Genomic DNA, 24,550 nt, shown 5'->3' with positions numbered 1-24,550 from the left:
CTATTTTTCAACATAACTTCTTACCGTGACAAGTGGGTGCTTGACCTCTTTATCTAATGCGACACTGACATCAAAGGCCGCGATAAAACCTACCGCTGTATCAACGGGAGATACCTTCCAATACCATTCTCGCCCAGCCATTTTCGCCTTACCAGTTTTAACACTGGTTGGTGCGCCTGCTAACATAACCAAACTCATTTGATTATCAGCGATAAGCGAAGCAAATGTCTTCTGTTCTAAGTAAGAGAGCGTATTGATATGCTGAGTAACCGATTTCATGACACTAATCGCTGCGGTAGCAAATATCGCTAAAGCTACTAACACCTCTAATAATGTCATTCCTCTATTACGTTGAGTCATTGGATATCTATCTCACTTTCAAGTTCAGAGGTATGAACTAACGCTATTAAACCGGATTCTTTTACATCCACTAGCCAGCCATTATCTCTATCTTCATTGGCAGAAATCAAAAGTTGAAATGGGGTGACCTCTCCACTTGAAAGTACAAATAGTTGTGGCGATGCGATCTTTTGCTTCTCTTCTTCTTCAGAGAACATCTCTTCAAATAAGCTTTGTTGCTTAAACAAACTTTCATTATTCGTCCAAGCATCACTGCCTATTTTTAACGACAGAGAAATGCCATCAGGCATTACTGTTTGTGCATAAGTTTTGTTTTCTAGTACTTGCCAACCGGCCTCTTCTAGCTGTAAATAAGAGTAGCTAGCTTTATTTTCTTCTACTCTTATACCTAGATCTCTGCCATTTAAAATTGCATATTCATTTAAAAGTTGTAGTCGATAGTAAAAACGTTCAGCTTGTTGTTTCGTTATATCTTGTTTGCTGTCCGGTAAATTAATAATAACCGCGACTGCACTTATCGATAGCAACACCATGACTAACATGATTTCGATAAGCGTAAACCCTGCTTTTTTATTCATTTCGACCACAGCTCACTGCGTTCACATTAGTAAAGCGAGTGAAATAACTAAAAATCTTGTAGATTCCAGTTACCAATATCAGCCGCGCTGTCTTCTCCACCTTCTTGGCCATCTGATCCAAGACTGAAAATATCTATCGTGCCATTATCACCAGGACTTAAATATTGATAATCGTATCCCCAGGGATCTTGAGGCAAACGACGAATATATCCGCCGTCTAGATAGTTTCTAGGTTCAGGAGAACCACTTGGCTTATTCACTAGCGCTTCTAGCCCTTGGTCAGTAGTTGGGTAAACACTGTTATCCAATTTGTACATATCCAATGCTTGCTCTAAAGCCGTGATATCGGATACGGCTTTTTGCTGATCGGCCTTTTCTTTATTACCAAGTAAATTAGGCACAACAAAACTGGCTAAAATCCCTAAAATCACAACAACAACCATTACTTCAAGTAAGGTAAAGCCATTCTGTTTTCTTTTGTTCACAATTCTCTCCTAGCAAACTAATTTTTATTACGCTGAAATTAAATTATTCATTTCTAAAATTGGCATTAACGTTGCCATTACAATAAATAACACCACACCTGCCATTACAGCGATAAGTGCAGGGGTAAACAAACCTAATGCAATATTAACGGTAGATTCAAAATCTCGATCTTGATTATCTGCTGCTCTGGTCAGCATTTGTTCTAACTCACCACTTTGCTCACCACTGGCTATCATATGCAGCATCATTGGTGGGAAAAGCTTAGTCTGGTCTAACGCGAGTCTTAAACTAGCACCTTCACGTACTTTTTCTGACGCGATCAACACATGTTGTTTGATATAACGGTTTGTCATCACATCGGTGGCGACTTTCATTCCATCTAATAAGGGAATAGCGCTAGAGGTACAGATAGATAATGTACGAGCAAATCTAGACGTATTAATGCCTCGAATAATTTTGCCAATCAATGGGGCGTTAAGTAACTTTTTATCCCATTTCAAGCGGGTTTGCGGTTTCTTTAACGCCATTTTACTGACAACGTACAAACACACAAAAGCCAAAACAAGTTGTAATCCCCAGCTTTGCAGAAAGTGGCTTGCATCTAATAACAATTGTGTGGACGCAGGTAATTCTTGTCTCATTTGAACAAACTGGTCGACTATTTTAGGGACAACACTGGCAAGCAAAAATGAAATTACCCCAATTGCGAATACAGTCAACACAATGGGATAGATCATGGCTTGCTGTAACTTTGAGCGCATTTGTTGTCGATTTTCAGCGTGATCTGCTAGGCGATCGAGTACATTATCTAATTGACCAGAGCGTTCTCCCGCCGAAACCATAGAACAGAACAGATCATCAAATACATGTGGGTAATCGGCTAAACTGTCTGCCAAGGTATAGCCCTCAACTACTCTTGAACGAACTCCCATTAGCATATTAGTTATACGAGGTTTTTCTGATTGCTCGGCAACTGCTTGCAAACATTCTTCTAAAGGCATACCTGCCTGTACCAACGTTGATAATTGGCGCGTTAAGAGGGCAAGTTCATTAGTACTAATACTGCGGCGGAAAGACAGAGATACATTGCTGGTGCGATTTTTTAACTTTGTTTCAATGACTTCAATAGGTACAAGGTCTTGTTCTTTGAGTCGCTGGCGCACTTGTCTCGCATTATCACCCTCAATAACACCACTCTTTTTTTTTCCTCTACTATTCAGTGCTTTGTATTCAAATGCCGCCATTATACTTCCTTGGTCACTCGCATCACTTCTTCAAGCGTTGTAATACCTTGACGGACCTTTTTCAAACCATCCTCCCTTATACTTGGCGTATAAGAACGAATCTGTTTTTCTATCACTTGTTCTCCGGCTTCAGAATGGATCAGTTCTTGAACATTATCATCAACTAGCAATAATTCATGAATACCTGTCCGTCCTCGATAACCTTTATAATTACAGGCTTCACACCCCTTAGCTTTGTATAGCGTAACAGGTTGTTCAGCGTCTAAATTGAACAATTTTTTCTGCTCTTGATTCGCTTGATAAGCTACTTTACAGTTTGGGCATAAGGTTCTAACTAAACGTTGAGCAAGTACACCAAGTAGTGAGGATGAAATCAGGAAGGGCTCTATTCCCATATCTCGCAATCTTGTGATTGCCCCTATAGCAGTATTGGTATGCAGGGTAGAAAGAACTAAATGCCCCGTTAATGACGCTTGAACGGCAATTTGTGCCGTTTCCAGATCTCGTACTTCCCCAACCATCACAACATCAGGGTCTTGGCGCAAAATAGCACGTAAACCACGCGCAAAGGTCATATCGACTTTAGGATTAACTTGAGTTTGTCCTATACCATCGATATCAAATTCAATCGGGTCTTCAACGGTGAGAATATTGGTTTCGCTGCTGTTTAGCTCTTGCATTCCGGCATATAAGGTGGTCGATTTACCTGAACCAGTTGGCCCAGTAACCAAAATAATACCGTGTGGCCTAGTGATGAGTTTCTTGAAACTTGCATGGTTTTCAGCTGTCATTCCCAAGCTGTGTAAATCAAGGCGAGTGGCATTTTTATCCAACAAACGCATGACTACTCGTTCACCATGAGAAGAGGGCATAGTAGACACTCGCACGTCAACGGCTCGTCCACCTATTTTTAGTGAAATACGCCCATCTTGAGGAATTCTTTTCTCCGCAATATCCAGTTTTGCCATTACCTTCACACGAGAAACGAGCAGTGGAGAGAGTTTACGGCTCGGTGATAGAACGTCTCTCAGCACTCCGTCGACACGAAAACGAATCGACAAACTTTGCTCAAATGTTTCAATGTGAATATCTGATGCACCTTCTTTAATCGCTTCACCCAACATAGCATTGATCAATTTAATGATTGGCGCATCGTCTTCTGTTTCTAATAAATCTTCATTGTTTGGCAGCTCTTCCGCTAATAGGAAAAAGTCATCATTATCAGCACCAATGTCTTCCATTAACTGTCGAGCTTCTGATGTACCACGTTGGTATATTTCAGTCAGTTTTCTTTCAAATTCATCTTGAGTTGTTGGTAATAAGTTAAATGGCATGAGTGTAACTCGCTGAACTTCCATTAGAGTATTAATATCTAATGGCTCGACATAATAAAGATTCGGTTGCTCAGATGATTGGCGATTATTCTCTATCACCACACGGTGTCGTTTGGCAAAACCAAAAGGTAACCTTTCAACCGTATTCACCAATCCCTTCATTAATTTAACTCCAACTGATCAATAAAGGCCTGAACTTCTGCAGGATAACGAGATGGATTATTACCATATTCAGGAATAACGGGGATCTCAGCATCATCAACTAACTTCAACCCTTCTTGAGCATTAAACAGTTGTTCTGCTCGAATATAGTTGTATTTTCTTTGCGTTATACCATCTGCGGTAACACCATCACGGATAATAGTTGGCTTGATAAATACCATTAAATTTTTCTTTTCCACTGAGGAGCTGGTCGATTTAAATAAATAACCAATAAGCGGTAAATCGCCAAAGAAAGGGACTTTTGATTCACTTTCCATTACTCGCTCATCAATCAATCCACCTAATACCAGCATCTCTCCGTCTTGAATCATCACAGAAGTATTAAGCTGACGTTTAGCAAAACGAACATCAACAGCACCGCTGGCTCCTAAAACATTCGACACTTCTTGCTCAATACGCAGTTGAACTGAGTCCCCTTCATTTATTTGTGGAACCACTTTTAATTTAATGCCTACCTCTTTTCGTTCCACAGTTTGAAATGGATTACTATTATTTGAACCAGCGGTAGAACCGGTTAATACAGGCACTTCTTCACCGACGATAAAAGAGGCTTCACCATTGTCCATTACAGTAATGCTCGGCGACGATAGAATATTTGAATTAGAGTCATTTGAGACAGCACTGATCAATGCGGTCCAATCGCCCATCACTAAACTTAATGCGGCACCGTTTACACTGCTTAACGCAGAAGCTAAAGATGAATAATCACCCGATTCCGTCGTTTCAGTTGTCACCCATTCATTGTCATCTGAATCCCAGTAACTGGAAGAAGTAGTGGTATCTTTCGCTTCTTCTAGCCCAACCATAACACCGCCTATTGAGGTGCCAGTATTGCTGTATTGAATCACAGTGCCGGTATCCAAGTTACCCCATTGAACCCCCAAACTGGTTCCATCGCCTTCGGCCATTTCAACAATTAATGCTTCGATCAGGACTTGAGCACGACGTATATCCAATTGTGCTATAACATCCAATAATCGGTTCAAAATATCCGGTGGTGCGGTCAATATCAACGCATTGGTGTCTTTATGCGCAGCTATCATCACCTGAGATTTATTCGATGAAGATCTTCCAGTGGTTGATGATTGGCTCTCCGCTTCAAAGTTATCTGAAACACTTTTTAATACATCAACAATCTCTTCCGCTTGTGCATACTTTAGATACACAACTTGATTATTGCCTTTAGTTGCCATTTCAACATCTAATTGCTCAATAATCTTACGCAGGCGTTTACGTACTGTCGGATCGCCAGAAATAAGCACCGAATTGGTTCGTTCATCGGCAACCAACTTTGGTTGTAAAAATGCAGGCGTATTTTTAGTGTCGGTGGTTTTATTGAGGGCATCTACAATTCTTACCATTTCAGAAGCGGAGGCATTTTTTAGCTCAACAACTTCTATCGATTTATCACCGGCTTGATCGACTCGTTCAATTATCTCTGCAAGACGGTTCACAACCGCGGCACGACCAGTAATCAAAATAATATTAGCCGGGTCATAATGAACAACGTTACCCGCTCCAGCATTATCATTCAGTTGACGTAATAAAGGGGACAATTCTCGAACAGAAACATTCTTAACGGCAACCACTCGAGTTATTACCGCATCACCAAGTATTTTCTCACTGCCTCCAACAACAGGAATAGCCGAAGTTTTTGCATCTTTAGCTTTAATAATCTTCAGAACACCAGTGTCCATTTGTACAACAGCAAAGCCATACACTTCCAAAACATTAAGAAAGAACTGATAATATTGCTCTTCATCCAAAACATCATAACTGCGAACATCAATTTTGCCGCGTACCGATGGATCAACAATAATGGTTTTCTCCAAGTTCCGCCCAACAATGTTGATGAATTCTTGAATATCTGTCCCTTTAAAGCTAGCACTAAATTCATCTGCAGATGCCGAAAAACATAATAGGCTTCCTGCAAGAAACAGTGCACTTCTGCTTAACCATTTTTTCACCGAAATCTCTCCATAATTAGCAGTTATTGACTACTAGAATCATAATGCTATATAAATATCGTAAGGTTGACCGTCTCGTTCAACCGTCAAACTTAATTCCGTTAATTGCGACATAGATTGCCAAATTTCACCCATGGCAGAAGGATCGGTGAGATCTTGTCCGTTTAACGAAGTGGCAATATCGCCATTTTTCAAACCTACAGAGTCAAAAAGTAATTTTTCTTTACCCGGTCTCACTCGATAACCGATTAAGTTACCATCCTTTTTAACTTGAGATAGGCGTATATATTGTAGAATTTTGTGTGGGTCATTAACTATTTCAGCTCTAATCGACGCCATCAATTCTTCATCTAACTCTGGCCGTAATGTATTTTGTACTGGTTGACTTGATGCTCTATTCACTTGATTATTTTGTTTAGAAAATTCAATACCATCGAGCATTAGCGTTTCATCGCGCCCAGCATTATCAATAATCACTCGGTCAATAAAAACTTGTTTTACTTTCGCTTGTGTTCCGTCGATTTTTTCACCAATACCATACGTTGATTGGCTACCTTTATTTGCTATAACCGCTAAACTTTTATCGGCAGTAGAGCTTGAGACCGCACCAACTAAAATTAAGTTCAACCGAGTTTTAGGTGCATCTTGAATTACAGGAGCCGTTAGGGGAGCTTCAACGTTATCGTTGAGCTTACCAAATAATGCAGCATCTAATAATTTCGATAAATCACGATGAGTCGAACTCGGGGTAAGTTGAGTTGACTCCGCCTGAGGAACCCACTTGTCTACTGTGGTTTTTTCGGCATCCAAATACCAAAAAATTTGACCTGATATCCACGCAGAAAGGCCAATAAAGATAAGCGCGATCAACGAACTTATTTTTGTCTGAGACTCGGACAACGTTGTTAATAACGTTGCTGTGAATCCAGAAAGCATCGGAGCGCTACTTGCAAGAAAGGACATGACTAACCTTTATCTAATTAAGTCGTTATAAATCGTAATACCACAGAATATCATAATGAGATAAAATAGCAGGCAACAGAATGACGACAATTTTAATATCACTCTTGAAAATTAAGAGTTATGCCACCACTTCTACACCAAATAGTTTTAGGATGGTGTTATCTATAATATGGCAGCGGATAAGAAGGCAGTAAACGATAAAGAAGCCGTCAGACTCGACAAGTGGCTATGGGCTGCTCGTTTTTATAAAACGCGTTCTATTGCCCGGAATATGGTTGACGGTGGCAAAGTTCATTATAATGGTCAACGCTCTAAACCCAGTAAAATAGTTGATGTCGGTGCAACAATAACCTTGCGGCAAGGACATGATGAGAAAACCGTTGTTATAGAAAAAATTTCTGGCCAAAGAAGAGGGGCACCAGAAGCTCAGCTTTTATACACAGAAACAGCAGAAAGCATCGCAAAAAGCGAACAAAATGCCCAAAAACGCAAACTCAATACGCTCTATAATCCCAGCCCTGAACGTAGGCCTGATAAAAAGCAGCGTCGAGATATTATTAAATTCAAAAATCAATAGCCGGAGTATTCTGACATGGCACATGACGTGTTAAACCGTTATCTATTCAACGATCTATCTGTTCGAGGTGAACTTGTACAGCTTGATAAAGCTTATCAAGAGATCATTTCCAGTAAAGAATACCCTGCACCTATTCAACATTTATTGGGCGAGCTTTTAGTGGCCACAACACTGCTAACAGCAACACTTAAATTTGAAGGATCGATTACGCTACAATTACAAGGTGATGGTCCGGTGTCATTAGCAGTAATTAATGGCGATCATGAACAAAAAGTCCGTGGAGTATCTCGTTGGGAAGGCAATATTCCTACCGATGCGACTCTCCATCAATTGATTGGCAAAGGCCACCTCGTTATTACTATTTCTCCACACCAAGGAGAACGATACCAAGGTATTGTTGGTCTGGAAGGCGACGACCTTGCCACAGTTCTAGAAAATTACTTTATTCGCTCTGAGCAACTAAAAACTCGTTTATGGTTCCGTCTGGGTGAAAAAGATGGCCAACCACACGCTGCCGGTATGTTATTACAGGTAATGCCTGATGGAACAGGCTCAGAAGAAGATTTTGAACATTTAGAACAACTAACTGATACTGTAAAAAACGAAGAATTATTTTCGTTACAGGCCAATGAACTACTCTATCGTTTATATAATCAGGAAACGGTTAATCTGTTTGAACCACAGCCAGTTGAATTTCATTGTGGTTGCTCTAGAGAAAAAAGCGCCAGTGCAATTGTAACAATTGCTAAAGAAGAAATTTACCAAACGTTAACTACTGAAGGTACAATTACTTTACATTGTGATTACTGCGGCACGAATTATTCGTTCAACGAACAACAAGTAGCAGAGCTTTATTCTCAAGCCGATCAAGATAGCCCGACCATTCATTAATATTTGCAAGTATGTAAATATTCTAAATATAAACATCAAGCCGGTATAAACCGGCTTTTTTTGTGCCTAAAACCTCTCTATCTCACTCGTTTTGTTCTATTTAGCCCAAGAATTCACTTTTAATACTAGATAAAAAATTGATCTAGCTCAAAACGTAAAAATGCTCCAGAAACAACCACTCTAAAATGTGACCGATGATTCAAAAGCTTGTATAAATCATGAACAATTTATGACTTATCTCCCTGTTTTATCCCTTTCTCGTTGCTAGCATGGTGAACAGATTAAAAATAAATTTTAACGATTACCCTACAAAAATCTTAATTAAGGAGCACCTATGACCGTTATGGAACATACCAAGGCTGCAACACTAGACCTAACTCAATATGGATTAAATGACGTGCAGGAAGTTATTCGTAACCCTAGTTACGACCTGTTGTTTGAAGAAGAAACTCGTCCAAATTTAGAAGGTTATGAAAAAGGCGTCGTAACTGAGTTAGGCGCCGTTGCCGTTGATACTGGAATATTTACAGGACGTTCACCAAAAGACAAATTTATCGTATTAGATGACACTACCAGAGAAAACATGTGGTGGACTTCTGATCAAGTGAAAAACGATAACAAACCAATCACTCAAGAGGTTTGGAACGAACTGAAACAGTTAACCACCAAACAGTTATCAGGTAAGCGCCTTTTTGTTCTCGATTGCTATTGTGGTACCAATGAAGATACGCGTCTAGCTATTCGTTTTGTCACAGAAGTTGCTTGGCAGTGTCACTTTGTTAAGAATATGTTTATCCGTCCAACAGAAGAAGAGTTAGCGACATTTGAACCTGATTTTGTGGTTATGAACGGAGCGAAAACAACCAATCCAGATTGGGAGAAACAAGGTCTTAATTCAGAAAACTACACCGTATTTAATTTAACAGAGAAAATGCAGCTCATCGGTGGTACTTGGTATGGCGGTGAAATGAAAAAAGGTATGTTCGCCATGATGAACTACTTCCTACCGTTAAGAGGCATTGCCGCTATGCACTGTTCTGCTAACGTGGGTCAAGATGGTGATACCGCGATATTCTTTGGTTTATCAGGTACTGGTAAAACTACCTTATCTACCGATCCAAAACGTGCACTAATTGGTGATGATGAACACGGTTGGGATGATGACGGAGTATTTAATTTCGAGGGAGGTTGTTACGCAAAAACCATTAAACTTTCAAAAGAAGCAGAGCCTGATATCTACAACGCGATCCGTAGAGATGCATTACTAGAAAATGTAACGGTTCGTCATGATGGTTCAATCGACTTTGATGACGGTTCGAAAACTGAGAATACTCGTGTTTCCTACCCTATATACCATATTGATAATATTGTTAAACCTGTGTCTAAAGCAGGCCATGCGAGCAAAGTTATTTTCTTAACTGCCGATGCATTTGGCGTACTTCCTCCTGTTTCTAAATTAACAGCAGAACAAACTAAGTACCACTTCTTGTCTGGTTTTACCGCTAAACTTGCAGGTACTGAACGTGGAATTACTGAACCAACACCAACTTTCTCTGCTTGTTTTGGTGCTGCGTTCCTAACGCTACACCCAACAAAATATGCAGAAGTATTAGTTAAGCGTATGGAAGCGTCAGGTGCAGAAGCTTATTTAGTTAATACCGGCTGGAATGGTACCGGTAAGCGCATCTCGATCCAAGATACTCGAGGTATTATTGATGCAATTTTAGACGGCTCTATTGAGAACGCAGAAACAACTCAAATACCGGTGTTTAATTTAGAAGTACCAACAGCATTACCGGGCGTAGATCCTGCTATTTTGGACCCTAGAGACACTTATACTGATCCTCTACAGTGGGAAAGTAAAGCTGAAGATTTAGCTCAACGCTTTATCAAGAACTTCGCCAAATACACTGATAATGCCGAAGGTGCTGCATTGGTAAGCGCAGGCCCTCAATTGGACTAAGTTAGACTCTAATACACATTAAATGGTTAAGCCCTTCTATCGAAGGGCTTTTTTTGTTGAATCTGTTAACTAATTGAGTCAATCTGTAAAAAACAAGCAAATGGGATAGCGTTCAAATGATAAAGAAAGCACTGGTCATCTTCATAACCACACTAATGTTGATTCTACTTTGTGCTCTCATTGCTCTGTATTTTGCGCTACAAGGACCTTATACAACAAAACTTATCAATCATTTGCTTAAACAGTATTCAAGTGTATCGGCATCGGTTTACCAAGCGGATTTCGAATGGCCCAACCATTTATCTTTGCAAGGGGTGGAGCTAGTCGATCTGCAAGAAGAACCTATTAATATAGAACAAGTAGATATTTGGATTCATTCTAATTCAATCGCACAACAAGCCTTGGTATTCGATAGTATTAAAGTAAACGGAGTTCGCTTACAACATGGTTTACCCACAATGGCTGATCTCAAATCACTCAGCTTTCATCAAATAGCAATTACAAATCTTGATTACTCAGATGGAAATTTAATTTCTAGAGATACAGATATTCAAATTACTAACCCTGATTTTCAAGATAAGACTCAAAGTATTCCATACGGACAAATACAATTCTCTGCAGACCAGATCTACTGGCAAAACGAAGCATTTGATGATGTTCTCATTAATGCCAACTATCAGGCTGACAATAGTACTATATATGGCGCTTCATTAGTTTGGAGAGGGAGTGACATCTCAACTCAAGCCGAGCAATATAAACAAGGATGGTCGTTGGTTAATGCGACTGTCGATAAACTAAGGTTGACTAATAAGCAATGGGATAATATCAAAACTGTAGATTGGTCCATTTTTTTAAATAACCTATACCATATTAACAGCTTAGACATATTAAATAGCTCAATAGAAACAGACATGTTTAACGTGACTAATGGCGACCTTTCTCTTGAAAACATTACTCTACACGAAACCAATAACTATCCAAAATTAGAAAACATAGCGACAAAAGAAGTCAGCGCACCAACAGAAAGTATTTCAAAGCACAACAGTAGATGGAAAATAGAAGAAGTTTGGCAGCAAGAGGATGCTTATGTCTCCTTCGGTGCGGAAAGTATCTATTTGTTCAATCACTTATTTCTGGATCCAATATTTGAGAGCTATTTTGATAAAGACCTGATTTCTATTAATTCGCTCAGCGTAGAGTTTGAACAAGGTATTGTGCAAGCAGCAGGTGAATTAACCCCTAACAGTGCCTATTTTAAAGATTTACAAATTGACGGCATGAAGTGGATTTATGAGTCGCCTGAAAACCTGTCTGTCATACGGCAATACTTATCGTCTTTAAATAACCTTGCAATTGACCACCTAAAAGTAAGCCGCACTCAATTTATACAATTGGCTCAGAAACCCAATTGGCAGTTTTCTGGCCTTTCCATTGACGGCAATAATCTCATCTTAGTCAAAGATAATAAAACCTCACTTTGGCAAGGAGATATCAGACTCTCAGCCAACAACGCCAGTTTTCAACAACTATTAACTAGTCACCCACTTATTACGATGCAGAGTAATAATGGTATTTGGGTGCTTGATGAAGCAATCATTCCATTAGAACATGGGCTTATTGATGCCACTGCAAGTTACAATTTAACCCAACCAAGTCAGCCATGGAGAATGGAAGTATTTGCCGATGGCTTACCTATTGACATAATCACACAATGGATAGCTCTACCAATTGACATACAAGGACTAGCTGAATTTCAATTAGGTCTAAGCGGCCTTGGAGGGGATGAGTTAATGCTAAGGCATAGTTTGAGTGGGCAGTTAGTTGGTTCATTAAGAGAATCACGCTTATTTGAGCAACAACAAAGTGAAGCCTATTCACACTCTTTTGAAAGTCCAGATATATCCATTAAGGCAGATAGAGGAAGAATCAAACTGGAGCCCGTTATTCTTTCCGGTGAGGAGATTTCGGGGCAATTTACAGTCGATATAGATTTAGTTGAACAAAACCATAATACGGTACAACTGGAGCTTAAAACCCCATGCTCAGTTCTAAATTATGATCTTATTAGTCATCATTTTATTAACCATGATGATCAAGAACAGTCTGTCTGTATTGATAAGCAAAAAACAAAATAAATGCTATGCGTTATACTAACCAAATTAATACTATGAATACCTCTCTAATTGAGAACACTGCATATTAACTCGGTTTAGGGAGCAGCATATAAGTCCCAGTAAATTCAACAGCTGCAGTATCGCCACTAAAAATGGTAACATTGATAACAATTCGTACTTTTCTGCCCGTTTCCAAACGATCTAAGTCACCACTAATACCATCTAAAGATGTTGTCGCTATTGGTGTTTGCTCAACTGGATGCCTGTAACGAACCTTGCTCTCAGCTAGAACAATGTCCGCTTGTAACCCTCGTTCCTTCATGAGTAACCATGTCATACCCCAACCAGTTAACGTTGCTAATGTAAAAGCAGAACCCGCAAACATAGAATTCCTTGGATTTAAATTTGGGTTGAGTTGCGCACTGCATTCAAATTGATAACCAGTATATTGAGTAATCTTGATACCCATTTTGTCACTGATTGGAATTTGTTGTTCCCAACGCTCTTGAAGTTCTGCACACCATTCTGGCCTGCGCAGAATATTCTCCATTGGATCCAATTGCTTCACTAATTGTTGATGTCGATTAGCACCATATTGACCACTTAGTTCTCCTTGGCTTTCAAAGCCATTTTTAACATAGAACGCCACGGCCTCTTGTTTGGCATTACAAACTAGCCGCTTTACGCCCTCTTGACGAGCGAAAGACTCCAACGCAACCAGTATTAACGAACCCACACCTTTATTGCGACGATTCGGTTTTACTGCCATAAAGCGAATTTGACCTTCATGATCAGGCGTAATATACAGACGACCAATCGCCATTGGACGACCACGCCCATCAACTATCATTCGATGGTGACTCATTTCATCAAATTCATCACGCTCAGATCCTACCGGCAAACGAAGTGGCTCTCGTAACATCTGCCAACGAAAGTGATAGTATTTAGCAATCTGATTATCCGTTTTGGGAGTGATTAACTTAAACATTAAAATCCTTTTTAATTAGTAAGTATTCAGGCAAAAAATGGCAAGACAGCAAGCAATAAAATAACATCTTAGTTATACCTGTAGCCAAAATGTAACTGGTCCATCATTCACTAATGATACTTTCATATCTGCAGAGAAACGGCCGGTTTCTGTTGGCAACACTTCAGCACAACACTCAGAAAAGTAATGATACAATTTCTCAGCCTCTATTGGATTCGCGCCGCGTGAAAAACCCGCTCTTGTTCCTTTTTTGGTATCAGCAGGCAGGGTAAACTGTGAAACAACTAAAAGACTCCCCTCTACTTGTTTCACGTTAAGGTTCATTTTGTCATTCTTATCAGAAAAAACTCGGTATTGAGTAACTCTTTCCATTAAACGCTTAGCTTTAGCTTCATCATCGCCTTTTTCTATCCCTAAAAGGACAAGCAGCCCTTTATCAATTTGCCCGACAATTTGTCCATCCACTTTAACAGAGGCTTCACTCACTCTTTGTATCAGAGCTATCACTGGTTTTTCTCCTAATTATACGTTCAATTAGCATTGGTAGCTCTATTTGTATAGAACGATTCCATTTATCACGTTCGCCCAAACTCGCGGTCAATTCAGCACCAATTAATACAATTAACCAACATAGGTAAATCCAGACAAATAAAATAGGTACAGCCGCTAGTGCACCGTAAATAACATGATAGGTCGGGAAAGCTGAGATGTAATAAGCAAATGTATTTTTACTTACTTCAAACAAGATAGTACTGATCAGCGCACCAAATAAGGCGTGAGGTACTCTAACTTGAATATTCGGAACTAATAAATATAACCCAAAAAATGCCAGATAGGAAAAAACTAACGGCAGGACACCGTATAAAAAATTAACCGTATCATTACTTAAAAACTTAAGAGAAGCGACATGAGAACTTACCGCTATACTTGCTCCAACCAAAAGAGGACCTAAAGTTAATACCATCCAATAAATCGATAATGAATATATTAAACGACGCTTCTGCTTAACTCGCCAGATGTAGTTTAAGTTATTATCAATACTAGAAATCAATAAAATAGCGGTTACAAACAAAAAAGCGGCACCAACGGTGGTCATTTGCGCTGTATTTGCCACAAATGCCTCTAACGCTTCTTTAATTGCATCACCAGCGGCAGGAACGAAATTATGAATAACAAACTGTTGAACTGTCACTCCAACATCAGTAAAAGCAGGAAATTGCGCTAATGCAGATAAAATAACGGTGGTAAGAGGCACTAAAGATAACAAAGTAATATAGGCCATGTATCCTGCATTTACCGTCAATCGATCATTTTTTGTTCGTTGTCTGAGATAATTTAAATAATGAATTGTCGTGTTAATAAAACACGTTAATTTATGCATAACAAACCTTCAATTTATATGGTTTAAGATAAAATCAACACGCTCTTCCACTGTACCCCAAGGCACTTCTATTGGTTGATAACCAAAATTACGATAACAATCTAGCAACAGTTGATGAATGTCGAGCGCTTCTGAAAAAGGGTGAGGACGCACCTCATCTTGGCTATAAATATCTGCATTAGGAGCACAAAAAAAGACTTTGTTATAATAACCCGAACTCGCTTCTATAAATGAGGTTTCAACCTCTAAGTTACCTAGTTGCAAATAAGCACAAATATCAGGGATCGCCCGATCAAAAAAACAAATATCCAACTTCGCTTGCGATGATTTTTTCTGTTGTAGCATCATATCTAAACAAAGTTGAGCAAATTGTTCTAAGTTAGTCCAAGGTAAAACACCATCACTCAGTTGTGACTGTTGCTCAATCAAATGACGTGAGCTTTCTTCAAAGGTGCAATAACCGTGTTTGGACAGTAATTCAATAATACTAGTCTTTCCTGCACCGGGTCCTCCGGTTATTACCACTGATTTCATCTTTGTTCCTACGCTTTGCGAACCAAAAAACAATACCCCTTCATGAATCACTCATGAAGGGGTATTTTTATTCAGTTACCGATTTAAAGCAAATTATGCTTTAGCTGGGCGGCCTGCGCGCTTACGTTCGTTTTCAGTAAGAAGTTTCTTACGAATACGAATGCTTTCTGGCGTCACTTCAACCAACTCATCTTCATCAATAAACTCTAATGCTTGTTCTAATGTGTACTTAATCGGTGGCGACAGTACTTGTGCTTCATCAGTACCAGACGCACGAACGTTAGTCAGTTGTTTACCTTTAAGGCAGTTTACTGTTAAGTCATTCGAGCGGTTATGAATACCGATAATCTGACCTTCATACACTTCATCAGCATGCTCAGTGAATAAACGTCCACGCTCTTGAAGGTTAAACAATGCATACGTCAGAGCCTTACCTGTAGCGTTTGAAATAAGAACACCATTACTACGTTGACCAATAACGCCACCTTTGTGTGGACCATAATGATCAAATGTATGATAAAGCAGACCAGAACCAGACGTCATCGTCATAAATTCTGTTTGGAAACCAATAAGACCACGAGAAGGCATCATGAAATCCATACGAACTCGGCCTTTACCATCTGGAGACATGTCGGTTAATTCACCTTTACGGATACCGATATTTTCCATCACGCTACCTTGATGCGCTTCTACAACATCAATCGTTACGGTTTCATAAGGTTCTAATAATTTTCCATCTTCTTCTTTAAGAATCACTTCTGGGCGCGATACCGCAAGCTCGAAACCTTCACGACGCATATTTTCAATAAGAATAGAAAGATGAAGCTCACCACGACCTGAAACACGGAATTTATCAGGATCGTTAGTTTGTTCTACACGCAATGCTACATTGTGGACCAATTCTTTTTCTAGACGCTCAAGGATATTTCGAGAGGTAACGAATTTACCTTCTTTACCTGCAAATGGTGAGGTATTCACTTGGAAAGTCATGGTTACTGTTGGTTCGTCTACCGACAATGGCGTCATTGCTTCAACTGCATTTTGATCACAGATGGTGTCTGAAATTTTCAATTCACCCAAACCTGTAATAGCGATGATATCACCAGCGTTAGCTTGTTCAACTTCGTGACGCTCAAGACCTAAGTAACCAAGCACAGTACCAACTTTGCCGTTACGTTTTTTGCCATCAGCACTCACAATAGTTACTTGTTGATTCGGTACAACTTTACCACGTGTTACTCGTGCAACACCGATAACACCAACATATGAGCTATAATCAAGCTGAGATATTTGCATTTGAAGTGCACCATCAAGGTCTACTTTTGGCGCTTCCACGTTATCAACAATAGACTGGAACAAAGGTTCCATATCTTCGCCTTCAACACCTTCTTCTGCTGACGCCCAACCATTTAAAGCAGAGGCGTAAACAACTTGGAAATCTAACTGTTCATCCGTTGCACCTAAGTTATCGAATAAATCAAACACTTGATCCATAACCCAATCTGGACGAGCGCCCGGACGGTCAACTTTATTAATAACAACAATAGGCTTTAAACCATGACCAAACGCTTTTTGAGTAACAAAACGCGTTTGTGGCATTGGTCCATCTACAGCATCAACAATCAATAACACTGAATCAACCATAGACATAATACGTTCAACTTCACCACCGAAATCGGCGTGTCCTGGAGTATCTACGATATTAATTCGGAAGTCATTCCAGTTAATTGCTGTATTTTTTGCAAGAATAGTAATGCCACGTTCTTTCTCGATATCATTCGAGTCCATAACGCGTTCTTCTGCTTCTCCACGAGATTCTAAAGTACCTGACTGCTGAAGCAGTTTATCTACAAGAGTGGTTTTACCGTGGTCAACGTGCGCGATGATCGCGATATTTCTTAATTTATTAATCTGTGGAGTAGTCATGAATTTTGATTCACTCAATAATATGAAGCCGCGAAATTACGCCGCTTTGCTGTTAGCTGGTATAAGGTAGTAAAAAACCGTTCTAAAAATAAACAGTTTTAAAAATCGGCGCTAATGTACCAGATTTTTAATCAAAAAACTAAAGAATGTGATCTTTATCGACAATTGTTTTACTTTTTGTTGAGGAATCAACCAACAAACGCTTATTTTTACAATCTCTATACTCTCATAAATGAACAAATGATTGATTAAACCCTAGCGCTTTAAAATCCGTTTGACTTTTCTCTGTCGTGAGTGCTGAATAGTGTTTGTTCGATTCTGCATTTATAAAACCCTCGTTCGCACCAAAATAGAGCAATGACAGGATCATAATGGTGCGAAAGCTGCACCAAAAAAACACTTTTTCGATTAAGCCTTTGAAATTAAAGGATTAAATTATATGGCACGGTTTTAGCTTTAGATTTATTGTTGATTAATTCAATCTAGACTAAGAAATTAATCAACACCATTTTAGGCGCGAGACTGTAGCAAATTAATAACACTGGAGGTTATCCAAGATGTCAGTAGAAAATGTTCTATCACTGATCCAAGAAAACGAAGTTAAGTTTGTAGACCTGCGATTTACCGATACTAAAGGTAAAGAGCAACACATTTCTATTCCATCTCATCAAGTAGATGCTGACTTCTTTGAAGATGGCAAAATGTTTGATGGTTCTTCTGTAGCTGGTTGGAAAGGAATTAACGAGTCAGATATGGTAATGATGCCTGATGCATCAAGTGCTGTTTTAGACCCATTCACAGAAGACGCTACTTTAAATATTCGTTGTGATATTTTAGAACCTGCAACAATGCAAGGTTATGATCGCGATCCACGCTCTATTGCTAAACGTGCTGAAGACTTCATGCGTGCAACAGGCGTTGCTGATACCGTTCTTATTGGTCCAGAACCAGAGTTTTTCCTGTTCGATGATGTGAAATTTAACAGTGATATGTCTGGCTCTTTCTACAAAATCGATGATGTAGAAGCATGTTGGAATACAGGCGCTGATTTTGAAGATGGTAACAAAGGTCACCGTCCTGGAGTTAAAGGTGGTTACTTCCCAGTAGCACCTGTAGATTCATCTCAAGACATCCGTTCTGCTATGTGTTTAATCATGGAAGAAATGGGTCTAGTTGTTGAAGCACATCACCATGAAGTAGCAACTGCTGGTCAAAACGAAATAGCAACTCGCTTTAATACGCTAACAACTAAAGCAGATGAAATTCAAATTTATAAGTATGTTGTTCATAATGTTGCTCACGCTTACGGTAAAACAGCAACCTTTATGCCTAAGCCATTAGTTGGTGATAACGGTTCTGGTATGCACGTACACCAATCTTTAGCAAAAGATGGTGTAAACCTGTTCGCTGGTGACAAGTACGGCGGCCTATCAGAAATGGCGATTTACTACATTGGTGGTATCATCAAACATGCTCGTGCAATTAATGCATTTGCAAACGCATCAACTAACTCGTACAAACGTCTAGTTCCAGGCTTTGAAGCACCAGTAATGCTTGCTTACTCAGCACGTAACCGTTCTGCTTCTATCCGTATTCCAGTAGTACCAAGCCCGAAAGCTCGTCGTATCGAACTACGTTTTGGTGATCCAACAGCGAACCCATACTTAGCTTTTGCTGCAATGCTAATGGCTGGTCTTGACGGAATTAAGAACAAGATCCACCCTGGTGAAGCAATGGACAAAGATCTTTACGATCTTCCAGCAGAAGAAGCAGCAGAAATCCCAACAGTTGCAGAATCACTACAGCAAGCACTTGAAGCGCTGGATGCTGACCGTGAATTCTTAACCGCTGGCGGTGTGTTCTCAGATGACTTTATCGATTCTTATATCGCTCTTAAATCTGAAGATGTTGTTAAAGTAAACATGGCAACTCACCCACTTGAGTTTGAACTTTACTACTCTGTATAAGAACACTTTTCATACAAAAATAGTAAAATTGTAATTGTAAAAACTCGCCTTATGGCGAGTTTTTTTATTTCTGCTATTAACATCATTCACCGCCTCAATATCTAACAACAACAGCACTCTTTGTTAAACGCACGTTTATCGTTTTCTCTCGCCCTACAAAGCGGCAAGATAATTGCATTATTTAAACCATAACGGTGCATCTACATTTTGAACCACAAAATATCGACAAAGTTATGGATATACTGACCATTTTTTAGGCTTTTTTACTTCACTAGCCTTGGTATCTTGCATTTCATGGTTCATACTGAAATCAATGTCGCACCAATACAGTGCAACATTCAAATATAGAGCAAAGTAAGGATAAAAATTGTGACCACTGAGCTTTCAACAGCCATACTGGATAATATTGTTACCGCAACGCTAATGCTAGATGAGAATCTAGTTATACGCTACGCAAATCCGGCAACGGAACAACTATTTTCACAAAGCACGAAGCGAATTATTAATAAGCCTTTGTCACAACTGATCCAACACGCATCAATGGATATTGCGTTGCTCACTCAGCCTTTGCAAAGTGGTCAAAGTATGACGGATAGTGATGTCACTTTTATCGTTGAAGGTAAGCCATTAATACTAGAAGTCACCGCCAGCCCTTTATCTTGGAACAAACAGCTCATGCTACTTATAGAGATGCGAAAGATTGGGCAACAGCGTCGTCTAAGCCAAGAGTTAAATCAACATGCACAACAACAAGCAGCGAAACTTCTTGTTCGAGGACTTGCTCACGAAATAAAAAATCCACTCGGTGGATTAAGAGGCGCAGCACAATTATTGGGCAAAATGCTTCCAGATCCGTCATTAACGGAATACACCCAAATTATTATAGAGCAAGCCGATCGCTTGAGAGCACTTGTTGACCGCTTACTCGGACCACAAAAACCGGGGAAAAAAGAGCAAGAAAATCTTCATGTTGTACTAGAAAAAGTACGACAGTTGGTGGAGTTAGAAAGTGAGTCCAATATCATTATTGAGCGAGATTATGACCCCAGCTTACCTGACCTCTTAATGGATAAAGACCAAGTAGAGCAAGCATTATTGAATATTGTCAGCAATGCAGCACAAATGATGAAGAATCAAGATGATGCAAAAATAATATTAAAAACTAGAACCTTACATCAGGCCAATATCCATGGGCATCGCCATAAATTGGCTGCCAGAATTGAAGTTATCGATAATGGGCCTGGTATTCCTGCGAAACTACAAGATACGTTGTTTTATCCGATGGTAAGCGGAAGAGATGGTGGTACAGGGTTAGGGTTATCTATTTCACAGAATTTGATCGACCAACACAACGGAAAAATTGATGTTGAAAGTTGGCCTGGTCGTACAACATTTACAATTTACCTACCTATTTAAGGCGAAAGGTAAGTTACGGCAAAGGAAGTCTAGATATGAGTAAAGGATATGTGTGGGTTGTTGACGACGATAGTTCCATTCGTTGGGTAATGGAAAAAACGCTCTCTTCAGCAAACATCAAATGTGAAACATTTGCAGATGCAGAAAGTGTATTAATGGCTCTGGAAAGAGAAGCACCCGATGTATTAGTTTCAGATATTCGCATGCCTGGCATGGATGGGCTCGATCTCCTTAATCAAGTTCATTCTCGTTATCCTGATTTGCCAGTTATTATAATGACGGCTCACTCTGACTTAGATGCGGCCGTTAATGCTTATCAAAAAGGCGCATTTGAATACTTGCCAAAACCTTTCGATATTGATGAAACACTTACTCTTGTTGAGCGAGCTATTGTTCATAGTCACGAACAGAAAAAAGAAGCGGCTCCTGACGATGCTTTTGCTAGTGAAACACCAGAAATAATAGGTGAAGCTCCGGCAATGCAAGAAGTATTTAGAGCTATTGGTAGGTTGTCTCGCTCTTCCATCTCTGTTCTCATAAATGGCGAATCAGGAACAGGTAAAGAGTTAGTTGCCCATGCATTACATCGCCATAGCCCTAGAGCACAAAGACCCTTTATTGCGCTAAATATGGCGGCTATACCTAAAGATTTGATTGAATCGGAATTATTTGGCCACGAAAAAGGGGCATTTACTGGTGCGAATAATGTTCGTCAAGGTCGATTTGAACAAGCGAATGGCGGTACATTATTTTTAGATGAAATCGGCGATATGCCACTCGATATACAGACACGTTTGTTACGAGTTTTAGCTGATGGTCAATTTTATCGAGTCGGTGGGCATCAAGCTATCAAAGTTGATGTGCGCATCGTTGCTGCTACTCACCAAAATTTAGAGCAATTAGTACATGAAGGTGGCTTTCGTGAAGATCTGTTTCATCGATTAAATGTCATTCGTGTTCAAATTCCAGCGTTAAGAGACCGAAAGCAAGATATAGAAAAACTGACTCTACACTTTTTAGTTCGCGCCGCAGAAGAACTAGGTGTAGAAATAAAATCGCTTCATTCCAGTACTGTAGAAGCATTAAAGCGCCTTGCTTGGCCGGGTAATGTCCGCCAATTAGAAAATATTTGTCGCTGGCTGACGGTAATGGCAAGTGGAAGTGAAGTGCTGCCTTCAGATCTCCCCACTGAGCTTCTTGAAGAGAAAACCATTACCAGTACATCAGGAAGCGGTAGTTGGCAGGCCCAATTAGAAACATGGGCGCAAAATGCTTTAAATTCAGGAGAAACGGAATTACTGTCGTATGCATTGCCAGAGTTTGAACGTATCTTATTAAAAGCCGCTCTACAGCATACTAATGGCCATAAGCAAGAAGCGGCTAAAGTACTAGGTTGGGGAAGAAATACCTTAACTCGCAAGCTTAAAGAGCTTGATATTAGCTAATCGTATTTACTGTATGTGCACATTAGTTTATTACTTTTTCCAAAAGAAAACTAATGTGCCTAATAAATCAGTATACCTAATAAACTAATGTGCCTAATAAACAAATGTGCCTAAGACGTTTGCTCGTCGCTCTATGTATCCTTGTTTAAACGGGTTTATATCACTCGGGAAAATTGTTGTTGTCTTGCTCTATCGCGTAGGTACTTATCAAAACACATACAAATATTACGGATCAGCAGTCTACCTCTTGCCGTTACTTTTATTTCATTGTCAGACACCGAGACCAATTCATCGTCAACAAAGGTTTGCAGTAGCGTCAAATCCTCGGCAAAGTAATGGTTAAATTCAAGGTTAAACATTGTCTCAATTTGCTGCTTATCTAATTTGAAATTACAAATAAGCGCTTTAATCACTTCACGTCGAATTAAATCGTCGTTGTCTAACGAGACCCCTTTCCATAAAGCGTGACGCATTTCATCAACTTGAGCATAATATTTTTTAAGTTCTTTTTGGTTTTGAGCATAAGTATCACCAATCATCGAGATAGCGGATACTCCAAAACCAACTAAGTCGCATTCGCCTTGTGTTGTATAACCTTGGAAATTGCGATGAAGAACACCTTCTCGTTGGGCAGTTGCCAGCTCATCTTCAGGAAGCGCAAAATGGTCCATACCAATAAATTGATAACCGGCTCCTGTCAGAGTAGCAATAGTGTCTTGCAAAATGCTCATTTTTACTTCTGCAGCGGGTAATAATTCATCTTTTATCTTACGCTGAGCCGCAAATAGATTAGGCATATGCGCATAATTAAATACTGACAACCTACCAGGCTTCATTTTCAAAACTTGAGCTAACGTTGATGCAAAGGATTCTTTTGTTTGCAGAGGTAAACCGTAAATTAAGTCTAAGTTTGTAGATCGAAAGCCTAGTTTTTTTGCTCGTTCAACCATAGCAAAAATGAAGGCTTCATCTTGCTCACGATTAACGACTTTCTGTACGTCTTTATCGAAGTCTTGAACACCAATACTTAAACGGTTAAATCCTTCACCACGTAAATGATCTAGCATATCTAATTCAATTTCACGCGGATCGACTTCGATACTTATTTCGGCATCCTGCACGAACTTAAATTCACTACGTACAATCGCCATTAAACGGCTCATTTGCTCTTTACTTAAAAACGTAGGCGTACCACCACCGAAATGAAGTTGAGTAACTCGGCGTTCGTTCAATAAAAAAGCACGTTGACGAATTTCATGTTCAATAGCATCTAGGTATTCATCTGCTTTATGCAAGTGGCGAGTAATCACTTTATTACAACCACAGTAATAACAAAGCTTATGACAAAAAGGGATATGAATATAAAGGGATAACGGACGCTCTGGATACTGTCGACAAGCCATGTCTAACTCAGCAATAGTAAAAGCTTCATGGAATTCTAAAGCAGTTGGATATGACGTATATCTAGGCCCTGAATAGTTATACTTATCTAATACGGCTTGATCCCAAACTATTTGTTCGCTAGACATAATATTGCATTCCATTATTTTTGTTTTTACACATAAGAGTTCATGTATTCTGCCACACCAACATAAGAGACAATGCTAAGTCGTGGTTAATTAGCAGAAAAAATGTTCAGAACTGATAACAGGATCACTCACTCTTTTTAGTTAGCAAAAAGAATAGTAGATAACGTCTAACTATTAGCAGTACCACTGTCCGTCGATGATACACTTAAAGGCTTTATTTGTTCTTGCAGTTTTTGCAAGTTTTTTACTACTTCGTCATTCAAGCGCGCTTCGGCTTTTTGACGCTCAAGTGTTTGTCGCATGCGATCTTGTTTCGCTAATTTTTGTCTCGCATCACCACGAGCCATATCTTTGACAAGATCATAAAGCTCAAATAGAGCCGGATACTCTTTTGACACGTCTATTCTTTGTTCTCCCTGCACATAATCTAAAATGCAGTACACTCGGATACTAATTTCTGATAAATCACATTGGCCTTGAATACCCGCTAAACAAAGTGTGTTCACGCTATCAAAAATATTAGTATTTCTTTTCGAAATAGCCCTATTTTTTGCGTCACTTTGCTGTTGTTTTTGCTTGCTTACTTGTAACCACAAGTAAGCCGCATAGGAGATTAATCCAAGAATAATTAGCCCACCAATAATAATCATTATTGTTACGCCCAT

At 39.5% G+C, this 24,550-nt stretch carries 21 protein-coding genes; 7 read left to right on the top strand and 14 right to left on the bottom strand.

Translation table 11 applies throughout. From position 1 onward, the window contains the following. From gspI to gspC, 7 genes are read right to left on the bottom strand one after another with little or no spacing between them, the layout of a single operon-like run. Entirely contained in the window at positions 1-360 is a 360-nt protein-coding gene (gspI, locus tag R3X26_RS07000; RefSeq protein ID WP_317716501.1) for a type II secretion system minor pseudopilin GspI, read from the bottom strand. Continuing rightward, positions 357-938 carry a type II secretion system minor pseudopilin GspH gene (gspH, locus tag R3X26_RS06995; protein ID WP_317716500.1) on the bottom strand — a complete coding sequence of 194 codons (582 nt, stop codon included), beginning with the start codon at positions 936-938 and terminating at the stop codon, positions 357-359. The genes gspI and gspH overlap by 4 nt, the downstream gene beginning before the upstream one ends. 47 nt (positions 939-985) lie before the next feature. After that, positions 986-1,423, bottom strand: coding sequence for a type II secretion system major pseudopilin GspG (gene gspG, locus R3X26_RS06990; RefSeq protein WP_411572401.1), 438 nt, complete (start codon positions 1,421-1,423; stop codon positions 986-988). A gap of 27 nt (positions 1,424-1,450) precedes the next feature. Next, positions 1,451-2,668: a type II secretion system inner membrane protein GspF gene (gspF, locus tag R3X26_RS06985; protein ID WP_317716499.1), complete on the bottom strand. Its 1,218-nt coding sequence runs from the start codon at positions 2,666-2,668 to the stop codon at positions 1,451-1,453. Continuing rightward, positions 2,668-4,164 carry a type II secretion system ATPase GspE gene (gene gspE, locus R3X26_RS06980; protein WP_317716498.1) on the bottom strand — a complete coding sequence of 499 codons (1,497 nt, stop codon included), beginning with the start codon at positions 4,162-4,164 and terminating at the stop codon, positions 2,668-2,670. Before gspE ends, gspF begins: the two co-directional genes overlap by 1 nt. Continuing rightward, on the bottom strand, positions 4,164-6,191 hold the full coding sequence (gspD, locus tag R3X26_RS06975; RefSeq protein WP_317716497.1) for a type II secretion system secretin GspD: 2,028 nt from the start codon (positions 6,189-6,191) through the stop codon (positions 4,164-4,166). Before gspD ends, gspE begins: the two co-directional genes overlap by 1 nt. Positions 6,192-6,230: 39 nt before the next feature. After that, positions 6,231-7,154: a type II secretion system protein GspC gene (gspC, locus tag R3X26_RS06970; RefSeq protein ID WP_317716496.1), complete on the bottom strand. Its 924-nt coding sequence runs from the start codon at positions 7,152-7,154 to the stop codon at positions 6,231-6,233. 169 nt (positions 7,155-7,323) lie between these two features. Here gspC and hslR point away from each other — a divergent pair, with 169 nt between their 5' ends. The 4 genes from hslR to R3X26_RS06950 all read left to right on the top strand — a co-directional run bounded on the left by hslR (position 7,324) and on the right by R3X26_RS06950 (position 12,720). Beyond that, complete coding sequence (gene hslR / locus R3X26_RS06965; protein ID WP_317716495.1) at positions 7,324-7,731, top strand: ribosome-associated heat shock protein Hsp15; 408 nt, start codon at positions 7,324-7,326, stop codon at positions 7,729-7,731. A 15-nt stretch (positions 7,732-7,746) separates the two neighbouring features. Beyond that, positions 7,747-8,622, top strand: coding sequence for an Hsp33 family molecular chaperone HslO (gene hslO, locus R3X26_RS06960; protein WP_317716494.1), 876 nt, complete (start codon positions 7,747-7,749; stop codon positions 8,620-8,622). Positions 8,623-8,956: 334 nt separating this feature from the next. Then, a complete protein-coding gene (gene pckA, locus R3X26_RS06955; RefSeq protein WP_317716493.1) occupies positions 8,957-10,585 on the top strand; it encodes a phosphoenolpyruvate carboxykinase (ATP) in 1,629 nt (542 codons plus the stop codon). 116 nt (positions 10,586-10,701) lie between these two features. After that, positions 10,702-12,720, top strand: coding sequence for an AsmA family protein (locus R3X26_RS06950; protein ID WP_317716492.1), 2,019 nt, complete (start codon positions 10,702-10,704; stop codon positions 12,718-12,720). Positions 12,721-12,784: 64 nt separating this feature from the next. Here the strand turns inward: R3X26_RS06950 and R3X26_RS06945 are convergent, their stop codons facing one another. From R3X26_RS06945 to typA, 5 genes are all read right to left on the bottom strand, one after another. After that, positions 12,785-13,687, bottom strand: coding sequence for a bifunctional GNAT family N-acetyltransferase/hotdog fold thioesterase (locus R3X26_RS06945; RefSeq protein WP_317716491.1), 903 nt, complete (start codon positions 13,685-13,687; stop codon positions 12,785-12,787). Positions 13,688-13,759: 72 nt separating this feature from the next. Beyond that, entirely contained in the window at positions 13,760-14,194 is a 435-nt protein-coding gene (gene dtd, locus R3X26_RS06940; protein WP_317716490.1) for a D-aminoacyl-tRNA deacylase, read from the bottom strand. Further along, a complete protein-coding gene (locus R3X26_RS06935) occupies positions 14,166-15,068 on the bottom strand; it encodes a virulence factor BrkB family protein (RefSeq protein ID WP_317716489.1) in 903 nt (300 codons plus the stop codon). The genes dtd and R3X26_RS06935 overlap by 29 nt, the downstream gene beginning before the upstream one ends. A 9-nt stretch (positions 15,069-15,077) precedes the next feature. After that, positions 15,078-15,602: an AAA family ATPase gene (locus R3X26_RS06930; protein ID WP_317716488.1), complete on the bottom strand. Its 525-nt coding sequence runs from the start codon at positions 15,600-15,602 to the stop codon at positions 15,078-15,080. Between the two features lie 93 nt (positions 15,603-15,695). Then, positions 15,696-17,528 (bottom strand): translational GTPase TypA, encoded by a 1,833-nt coding sequence (typA, locus tag R3X26_RS06925; protein WP_317716487.1) that lies wholly within the window; start codon positions 17,526-17,528, stop codon positions 15,696-15,698. 557 nt (positions 17,529-18,085) lie between these two features. On the opposite strand from typA, the gene glnA reads away from it, so the two are divergent. From glnA to glnG, 3 genes are all read left to right on the top strand, one after another. Next, positions 18,086-19,495: a glutamate--ammonia ligase gene (gene glnA, locus R3X26_RS06920; RefSeq protein ID WP_317716486.1), complete on the top strand. Its 1,410-nt coding sequence runs from the start codon at positions 18,086-18,088 to the stop codon at positions 19,493-19,495. Between the two features lie 369 nt (positions 19,496-19,864). Further along, positions 19,865-20,911 (top strand): nitrogen regulation protein NR(II), encoded by a 1,047-nt coding sequence (glnL, locus tag R3X26_RS06915; RefSeq protein WP_317716485.1) that lies wholly within the window; start codon positions 19,865-19,867, stop codon positions 20,909-20,911. A 35-nt stretch (positions 20,912-20,946) separates the two neighbouring features. After that, positions 20,947-22,356 carry a nitrogen regulation protein NR(I) gene (gene glnG, locus R3X26_RS06910; protein ID WP_317716484.1) on the top strand — a complete coding sequence of 470 codons (1,410 nt, stop codon included), beginning with the start codon at positions 20,947-20,949 and terminating at the stop codon, positions 22,354-22,356. Between the two features lie 155 nt (positions 22,357-22,511). Here the strand turns inward: glnG and hemN are convergent, their stop codons facing one another. After that, entirely contained in the window at positions 22,512-23,900 is a 1,389-nt protein-coding gene (gene hemN, locus R3X26_RS06905) for an oxygen-independent coproporphyrinogen III oxidase (RefSeq protein WP_317716483.1), read from the bottom strand. Between the two features lie 152 nt (positions 23,901-24,052). Next, complete coding sequence (locus tag R3X26_RS06900; protein ID WP_317716482.1) at positions 24,053-24,550, bottom strand: DUF2489 domain-containing protein; 498 nt, start codon at positions 24,548-24,550, stop codon at positions 24,053-24,055.

The sequence above is a fragment of the Vibrio sp. TH_r3 genome (genome assembly GCF_033101115.1).
Lineage (GTDB): Bacteria > Pseudomonadota > Gammaproteobacteria > Enterobacterales > Vibrionaceae > Vibrio.
This window is presented reverse-complemented; position numbering and strand designations above follow the sequence as displayed.